General features: G+C 46.3%; 9 protein-coding genes. 7 read left to right on the top strand and 2 right to left on the bottom strand.

What is annotated here, in order from left to right; genetic code table 11:
• The first annotated feature begins 81 nt into the window (after nt 1–81).
• The 5 genes from Q0R35_RS07460 (at nt 82) to Q0R35_RS07440 (ending at nt 2,274) form a co-directional block, all read left to right on the top strand.
• Complete coding sequence (locus tag Q0R35_RS07460; RefSeq protein ID WP_295615536.1) at nt 82–1,086, top strand: photosynthesis system II assembly factor Ycf48; 1,005 nt, start codon at nt 82–84, stop codon at nt 1,084–1,086.
• Between the two features lie 352 nt (nt 1,087–1,438).
• A complete protein-coding gene (psbE, locus tag Q0R35_RS07455; protein ID WP_295615533.1) occupies nt 1,439–1,693 on the top strand; it encodes a cytochrome b559 subunit alpha in 255 nt (84 codons plus the stop codon).
• Between the two features lie 142 nt (nt 1,694–1,835).
• Nucleotides 1,836–1,970 (top strand): cytochrome b559 subunit beta, encoded by a 135-nt coding sequence (psbF, locus tag Q0R35_RS07450; RefSeq protein WP_295615531.1) that lies wholly within the window; start codon nt 1,836–1,838, stop codon nt 1,968–1,970.
• 12 nt (nt 1,971–1,982) lie between these two features.
• Entirely contained in the window at nt 1,983–2,105 is a 123-nt protein-coding gene (locus Q0R35_RS07445; RefSeq protein ID WP_309744289.1) for a photosystem II reaction center protein L, read from the top strand.
• 49 nt (nt 2,106–2,154) lie between these two features.
• The gene (locus tag Q0R35_RS07440) at nt 2,155–2,274 is read left to right on the top strand and encodes a photosystem II reaction center protein J (protein WP_295615529.1); all 120 of its coding nucleotides are present in this window, start codon (nt 2,155–2,157) and stop codon (nt 2,272–2,274) included.
• A gap of 123 nt (nt 2,275–2,397) precedes the next feature.
• On the opposite strand, the gene psaI is transcribed toward Q0R35_RS07440, so the two are convergent.
• Nucleotides 2,398–2,505 (bottom strand): photosystem I reaction center subunit VIII, encoded by a 108-nt coding sequence (gene psaI, locus Q0R35_RS07435; protein ID WP_295615527.1) that lies wholly within the window; start codon nt 2,503–2,505, stop codon nt 2,398–2,400.
• A gap of 232 nt (nt 2,506–2,737) precedes the next feature.
• Nucleotides 2,738–4,162, bottom strand: a complete 1,425-nt coding sequence (locus tag Q0R35_RS07430; protein ID WP_295615525.1) for a hypothetical protein — start codon at nt 4,160–4,162, stop codon at nt 2,738–2,740.
• A 227-nt stretch (nt 4,163–4,389) separates the two neighbouring features.
• Here Q0R35_RS07430 and mnmE point away from each other — a divergent pair, with 227 nt between their 5' ends.
• On the top strand, nt 4,390–5,760 hold the full coding sequence (gene mnmE / locus Q0R35_RS07425) for a tRNA uridine-5-carboxymethylaminomethyl(34) synthesis GTPase MnmE (RefSeq protein WP_295615523.1): 1,371 nt from the start codon (nt 4,390–4,392) through the stop codon (nt 5,758–5,760).
• A 542-nt stretch (nt 5,761–6,302) separates the two neighbouring features.
• On the top strand, nt 6,303–8,186 hold the full coding sequence (locus tag Q0R35_RS07420; protein ID WP_295615521.1) for a beta-ketoacyl-ACP synthase III: 1,884 nt from the start codon (nt 6,303–6,305) through the stop codon (nt 8,184–8,186).
• Nucleotides 8,187–8,344 lie beyond the last annotated feature (158 nt).

The raw sequence follows: 8,344 nt of genomic DNA, 5'->3' as shown, positions 1-8,344 counted from the left end.
AACCCGTTAGCGTAGCCTCTCCGACAGGAGAAACTCACGTTAAGTAAATATCTCACTCAACCAAGCACCACTCTCATCTCCATGAATCTGCTGAAACGAATTCTCAAACAAACTGCTACACTACTGGCGATCGGCATATTTTGCGTCAGTTGCAGTCACATTACACCTTTGGCAACTAGTCCCTGGAAGCCAATTCAGTTACCCACCGAATCTAACATCCAAGATCTGACATTTACCAGCAATCCCCAGCATGGCTGGGTTGTGGGTAGTGACGCAGCGATCTTAGAAACCAACGATGGTGGTACCACCTGGGAAAATCGCAAACTCGAACTAGACAGCGACAAATACCGTTTTACCTCGATTAGTTTTGCTGGTGATGACGGTTGGATTGTGGGCGAACCCGCGATTCTATTGCATACTAAAGATGCTGGCAAATCTTGGGAACGAATTGCTCTCAGTTCTAAATTACCAGGGATTCCCGCCACCATTAAAGCAGTAGGTCAAGACTCTGCTGAAATGACCACCGATATTGGCGCACTTTATCTGACTAAAGATGCTGGCAAAAATTGGAAATCTCTAGTTACTGGTGCCGTAGGCGTGTTCCGCACAATCTCGCGTTCTGAAGATGGCAAGTATGTCGCTGTTTCTGCTAAAGGTAATTTTTACTCAACTTGGTCGCCAGGACAAGATAGCTGGGAACCCCACAACCGCAACAGTTCGCGCCGGGTTTCTAATATGGGATTTGCTAACGATGGTCGGCTGTGGATGCTCGCTCGTGGCGGACAACTGCAATTTAATACCCCCGATAAGCCAGATGTTTGGGAAAATGAAGTATTCCCCGGACAGAAAACCAATACAGGTTTGCTAGATCTTGCTTACCGCACACCCGGAGAAGTCTGGGTATCGGGTGGTAGTGGCGATTTACTCGTCAGCACCGATAGTGGTAAAACTTGGCTCAAGGATGAGGCTGTAGAAGAAGTACCATCGAATCTCTATAAGATTTTATTCTTTAGTCCCGATCGTGGTTTTATTATCGGTCAACGGGGTATCGTGCTTAAATACCAAGGCGAGCCAACGGCGGCTTAGGTATTAGGCTTTAGGTTTTAGGCTTTAGGCTTTAGGTTTTAGGTTTTAAGTCCGATCGAATTAGACGATCTCACTACTATCTGATGTATGCACACGTTATTTGAGATGATGCGTAGTCCTTTACCCCACCCCAACCCTCCCCTTATAAAGGGGAGGGAGCAGGAAAGCCCCCCCTTTATAAGGGGGGGTTGGGGGGGTAACACAATCTGAGCCAAAGTCTACCCAACACATCAATACGCGGTAGCTTCAAAACCATTTAAAGCCTAATTTCTCATTTACACATCACATTTCTTCAAGGTTATGAGTTAAACTCGATCGAGTAAAGATATTTAAAATTGGGAGCAGATCGATTATGGCAGGCGGAACCACCGGAGAACGTCCATTTACCGATATCGTCACCAGTATTCGTTACTGGATCATTCACAGCATTACAATTCCCGCATTATTTGTAGCTGGCTGGCTATTTGTTAGCACTGGCTTGGCTTACGATGCTTTTGGTACTCCTCGCCCCGATGAGTATTTTACTCAAACTCGTCAAGAGTTACCAATCGTCTCCGATCGATTTGAATCGAAAGATCAACTCGATAAATTCGTTAAAAAGCAGTAATAACTGCTAACCTGTCGAATTTACGCAAGTAATTAAGATCGAATTACACATAGTTTTGGTTATGAACTGGCGATCGGACGATCGATCGCTGATATATCTTTAAACTTTAACTCAATTATCCTCAATTTTAGGAGCGAAGCACATGACTAGCGGTGGCGGAAATCAGCCTATTTCATATCCCATTTTTACTGTCCGATGGATAGCCGTCCACACTTTGGGCGTACCGACTGTATTTTTTATTGGCGCGATCGCAGCCATGCAATTTATTCAAAGATAGGATTAAATTAATATTATGGAACGCACTCCAAACCCTAATAATCAGCCCGTAGAACTCAACCGAGCCTCACTATTTTTAGGCTTATTGATGGTCTTCACGCTGGGAATTCTCTTTACCAGTTACTTCTTTAACTAATTGGTTTTATCTGTGTTGCTGTTGGGATATTTATCTAAAGGAAAAAACTATGTCTGAACCAGGAAAAATCCCCTTGTGGCTGGTAGCTACCGTTGCTGGCATGGGTGTAATCGTTGTCGTGAGCTTGTTCTTCTATGGCTCCTATGCTGGAATTGGCTCGTCAATGTAAGCGCGTCAACTACAGATCGCTCTAAAAGATCGCAGGGTATATATTTGCCTTGTCGCTCGATCGAAAAAGCCGGACTAGTCCGGCTTTTTCGATTATTTGGGTACTAGTAGATTTTAGTTCACCCTAGATCGTGTCGCGCTCGACATACACGAATAAGAATGCCATTGCGATCGCGGGGAATAATAAACCGACAGTCGGAACGAGAATTGATGGGAGAAAAGAAGCTGCCATAATTACAGAAATCCTGTGTGGATAAATTGCACCTTCATCTTATCTGAATTGGTTAGCTAAAAAGGCTTACAAATCTTTGACAAAAGTTTGTGATTCTTAATAAATAACTTTATGTAAAATCGATAATTACCGTCTAAACCTTGCCTGTAAACGATCGCACCATAATATCCGATCGGAAACCGACAAAAAACTTATTCAATTAATCTAAATTTTAGAGCAATTGGGGAGGAGTTTAATCATCCACAACTATTTCTAAATTGGGATAATTATGCGGATCGCGAGATCGATCGACGGTAAGATCGGCAAAATCGATTTCCAAATCGCCAGTAATATTGGGAATAGTGAAGGCGGAGGATAGAGCCGATGGGGCTGGGAGCGGTGGAACGCTTGTAGTGTCTGGATTAAAAATATGGCTGGTGGGGAATGTCTCGACAGGGACAACCTCTGGATAGGTGAACATCGATTGTCGATTGTAAGCGAGTGGAACGGCGGGATATCCAGACGGCGAAACTTGGGTAGACGTGCTAGGGGATTGCAACCGAGCAGACGACGAGATTCTCGCGTCCAGCAGAGGCTCCGCCAACGAATCGCCGATTGTCAGTGCTTCCATTTTTAGCTCTCGCGTCAGCCGCTCGACAGTTGCGGCTGAATCATCCTCTACTCGATCGAACATTTGGAGCAATGAAAGTTCGGATTCGGGGAGGGGATTGAGATTGAGGGAGATGGTGAAATTAGTTGAGTAAAGCTGAATGTTATATTTATCAGACAGATTTACTTCCCCTAATAACAAACCGCTCTGAGGATCTACGGGTAAATCGAGCTGACCCCTAAACGTAAACGCAGCTAGATTTGGTGGTAAAGTGCGTTCGATCGCCGCAACTATTTCCGCTGTTTGAGGGTGGCGCACGCAGATTGATAATTTCTCGATTCTCGCAGCCTGTAAAAGTTCGGCATTCACCAGCCGTAAATTGCAATCACCTGCGATCGTCAGACAATTACCAGGAATTATCCCCGCAAAAGTCGATCGATTCAAACTAATCGATTGCGACGGTGGATCGCAAATCGCGTTAAATTGGATATCTCCAGGCGCGAGTCGAGAATTTGGCGAGTGTGAAGGTTGAAGTGATTCTATTTCTAATTGCTCCAATAGTCGCGCGAGTCCTTCTGCCCAATTTTCCCGTTCGTCTAACGTTGTCTCAATCGGCTCCAGCGGTTCTGTCGGTGGCTCGGTTGCATCTAGATCGATCGGGGAAATGCCCTCTGTAACAACTCCTTCAGCGTGAGGTGTGGTAACTTGAGCCGGAGATGGCGAGTCAGTTCGGGGTAATACGCGGAGTTTAAGAATTCGATGCCATGCAGCTTGGGTATCGTCCATCCCACTACAAACAAACTGCCAGATTCCAGATTGTAATTGCGTAAAGGGGATAATAACCACCAATCCTCTAGCATTACTAGTTTGACTAATCGATCGCGATCGTCGTTTTGGAACGATCTCACCTGACGTTTGATGGGTAATGCGAGTCTGAATTGGTGTATGGGGCAGGTTGCTACTCGCAACAATCCGATATTTACCCGCCATCAATTGGAGATTACCCGTCTCAATTTGTCGCCATCCACGATCGCCCTCACGCTGAATTAGAAACTCCCAACCTGCCATCGAACGACCCCTGCCACTAAACCTAAACGCTAGTATTCTACAAGATATAGTGAGATAGAAACTAGCGATTTTGGAAAGATGGGAGCTGGGAGATGGGAGACGGGGAGACTTGGGGACGAGGGGACTGGGAGACTGGGAGACTAAGATCTAAATTTAGCCTTTTACTTTTTACTTTTTACTCTCATCTCCCATCTCCCATCTCCCATCTCCAACCTCCCATCTAAATCATGCAAACCGGAACCATTGTCGCGATCGCAACTGCTGTAGTGCCCCAACAAGGGAGCGTCGGGATCGTGCGGTTATCGGGGGTAGATGCCGTCGCGATCGCCCGACAGATTTTCAGCACGCCAGGACATCAAGAATGGGACAGCCACCGGATTTTGTATGGGTACGTCAGACATCCCCAGACAGGTGCCACCATCGATGAGGCATTATTACTACTCATGCTCGCGCCGCGCTCTTACACGCGTGAGGATGTAGTCGAAATCCACAGTCATGGCGGCATTATTTTAGTACAGCAGATTCTCCAGTTATGTGTCGAATCTGGTGCCAAAGTTGCCGAACCGGGGGAATTCACCCTACGGGCATTTTTAAACGGACGCATCGATTTGACTCAAGCCGAAAGTATTAGCGATCTGGTGGGGGCACTATCTCCCGCCGCCGCCCAGACTGCGATCGCCGGATTGCAGGGCAAACTCCGCCAACCGATCGGGAAATTGCGATCGCAAGCATTAGATCTACTCGCCGAGATTGAGGCTAGAATCGATTTTGAGGAAGATTTACCACCGTTGGACATAGATGATGTCACGGCAAAATTAACAGCATTAGCGGTCGAAATCGGGCAGATTGTGGCGACAGCCGATCGGGGGGAACTGTTGCGGAGTGGTTTAAAGGTAGCAATTCTCGGACAGCCGAATGTGGGTAAATCCAGTTTGCTGAATGCTTGGAGTAAGAGCGATCGGGCGATCGTTACCCCATTACCAGGTACGACGCGAGATGTAGTTGAATCTCAATTAGTCGTCGGTGGAATTCCCATTCAGGTACTCGATACAGCCGGAATTCGGGATACTGAAGATGTGGTCGAACAAATTGGTGTCGCGCGTTCGCGTGCCGCAGCTCGATCGGCAGATTTGGTATTATTAACGATCGATGCTCAAGTTGGCTGGACAGCCGTGGAAGCAGAGATCTACGCTCAGATCGAACAAATCTCGACGATCGTGGTTGTTAATAAAATCGATTTAGTCAAAACAGCTCCCACGCTAGATTTACCCGCCAAAATCGGTGCCGTCGTCGAAACCGCCGCAGCGATCGATCTGGGCATCGATCGACTCGAAGCCGCTATTTTAGATATTATCGCTCAGGGTAAACTCACTGCTGCAAATATCGACATTGCCATCAATCAACGCCAAGCAGCCGCCCTAATTCGCGCCCAAACCGCCTTCAAACAAGTCTTAACCACCATTGCCGATCGACTCCCCCTAGATTTCTGGACGATCGACTTACGGGACGGAATTAGGGCATTAGGCGAAGTCACAGGCGAAGAAGTCACCGAATCAGTACTCGATCGGATCTTTAGTCGCTTTTGTATCGGTAAATAACCTCACAGATCGCACTCTAATTGCTCCGGTTCAGGTTGGAATCTCCCTAAATCCGGTGACTTTAAAGCCCCCTGCTTGGTGCGCTACACTGCCGGGGAACCCGAACAGTTCGCGCATCCGCTTTTTAAGGGGGTTGGCAGGGTGGTTTCATACACCAGAAGAAAAATCTCTTAGTTCACTTCAGTGAACTTTGGCTATTAGCCCCGAATTCATTCGTTCGCGTAGCGTTTGCCTTCGCAAAGGGCGGGTAAAGACTAAGCACAAGGGTTTTGGCTTTTTCTTTTCTTGTATGAAACCACCCTGCCTTTTTAAGGGGGTTGGGGGATTTAGATCTCAAACGAAGCTAACCGAACCGTATTGCGAGCAAATTGACTTGTCTGATAGCTTAACTTATTCGAACTTACTTCATCTTGCTTCACCTTAGTTCGCCCTAATGATGGCTACTCATTGCGACTTCACCAATCCGGGGGGAATACTGTAAATAGCAACTAATTCACTCCCGGAACATCTCATGAACGACACGAACTTAACTGGTGTTGCTGATGAATAACGTATTTATTAACAGCATTGGTAAATTTTTACCTGGCGAACCCATCGCTAACGATCGAATGGAAGACTATCTCGGCAAAGTGAATGGTCGTGCTTCTAAAGTAAAGAATCGGATTTTGAAAAGTAATGGCATTCAGCACCGCTATTATGCCTTGAACGAGCGACAGCAACCGACTTATCTTAATAGCCAAATGGCTGCTTTAGCGGTTAGAAATACCTTGTCTGGGATCGACTTAGAACCAAGTGCGATCGACTTATTAGCAGCCGGAACGACTTGGGCAGATCTACTGGTGCCCGGTTTCGCTAATATGGTGCATGGCGAATTGCCCGAATTTCCGCCCTTAGAAACGCTCACGAGTATGGGGGTGTGTTGTGCGGGAATCGGATCGCTTAAATATGCGGCATCTCAAGTGAAATTGGGTGAGAAACAAAACGCGATCTCTGTGGCTTCCGAACAACCTTCTCGCTTGTTTACCCACACTCATTATGAAGCTGAAACTGCCATCCAAGCAGGGCAAAATCTGAGCTTTGATACTGAGTTTCTGCGGTGGATGCTATCTGATGGAGCAGGTGCCGTGCTGCTCCAGAATCAGCCGAATCGATCGGGAATCAGCCTCAAAATTGAATGGATCGAACTCGTTTCTCATGCCAATGCTTACCCAGTTTGTATGTATGCTGGGGCTGAAAATGAAACGGCGCAAAAAAGCTGGATGGATTATCCCTCTTATGTCGAAGCCGCGCAAGCGGGCGCACTTAATTTACGGCAAAATATTCGCCTACTCGATAACGTTGTCAAATTAGGCGTAGAAGGGTGGCTAAAATTAATTGCAGCGGGACGAGTGAATCCCGATGAAATTGATTGGCTGCTGTGCCATTATTCTTCGCACTTCTTTAAGGGGCAAATTGTTGAATTGTTAGATAAAGCTGGCTGCCTCATTCCCGAATCAAAATGGTTTACGAACCTGTACACTCGTGGCAATACGGGGTGCGCTTCAATCTATCTGATGCTGGAAGAATTATTTCATTCCCAGAACTTGCAGCCCGGTCAAAAAATCTTTTGCTTTGTGCCTGAAAGTGGTCGATTTACCACAGCATATATGTTGTTAACCGTAGTTAAAGATGGAGAAATTATGTCACCGCTAGCACAGCCATCAGATAGACATGCGATCGTTACCCCGCCTGTAGCATCTCAAAATCCGCAACCCCCACTCCAGAGCCAAACTCCTGCTGCTTACTTAATGCACCATTTAGCATTAGTTTGGCTAGAATTCGAGCGCAAACTGCAATCGATCCCCATTATCCGCAAATTAAATCGCGGCGAATTCACCATTGAAGATTATCAGGCATTACTAACAAATTTGCGCCCTCAAGTAGTCGAAGGTGCCCGCTGGATTGCCAGAGCTGCTTCCAACATGACAGATTTTCGCCTGCGATCGACTTTTATCGGACATGCCCAAGCAGAACACCGCGATTTTCAAATGTTGGAGCAAAATTACATCTCTGTCGGTGGCGTTCTTGAAGATATTGTGTCGGCAGAAAAGAATATTGGTAGTGAGGCATTATCCGCATTTATTTTTCACCAAGCTTCACAAGAAAACCCAGTCAGTTTAGTCGGCAGTATGTTTATTATTGAAGGATTGGGTAATAATTTAGCAGGAAAATGGGCAACGCAAATTAAAGAAACTCTCAAATTAACAAACGAACAAGTTTCCTTTTTAGGCTACCACGCAGCCAATGACGATTCACATATCGATAAATTAAATGCAATTTTGAATGCCGAGTGGATGACCAAACCAATTGCCGATCGAATTATCAAAACTGCTAAAGTTACCGCCCGGTTGTATTTACTGCAATTGGAAGAAATTTCGATTTCGTAATTAGTATCAAGCGGTAGATCCACCCTTACCCCCTTGAAAAAGCTACGGTGTAAACACAAGTTGGATCTGCTTTGGCTGAGATGGTGTTACCCCTCCCAACCCCCCTTATAAAGGGGGGCTTTGCTCCCTCCCCTTTATAAGGGGAGGGCTGGGGTGGG

It is taken from the genome of Chamaesiphon sp. GL140_3_metabinner_50, assembly GCF_025361915.1.
Taxonomy (GTDB): Bacteria; Cyanobacteriota; Cyanobacteriia; order Cyanobacteriales; family Chamaesiphonaceae; genus Chamaesiphon.
Note: the sequence above shows the minus strand (reverse complement) of the source record. Positions and strands in the feature narration are given on the sequence as shown.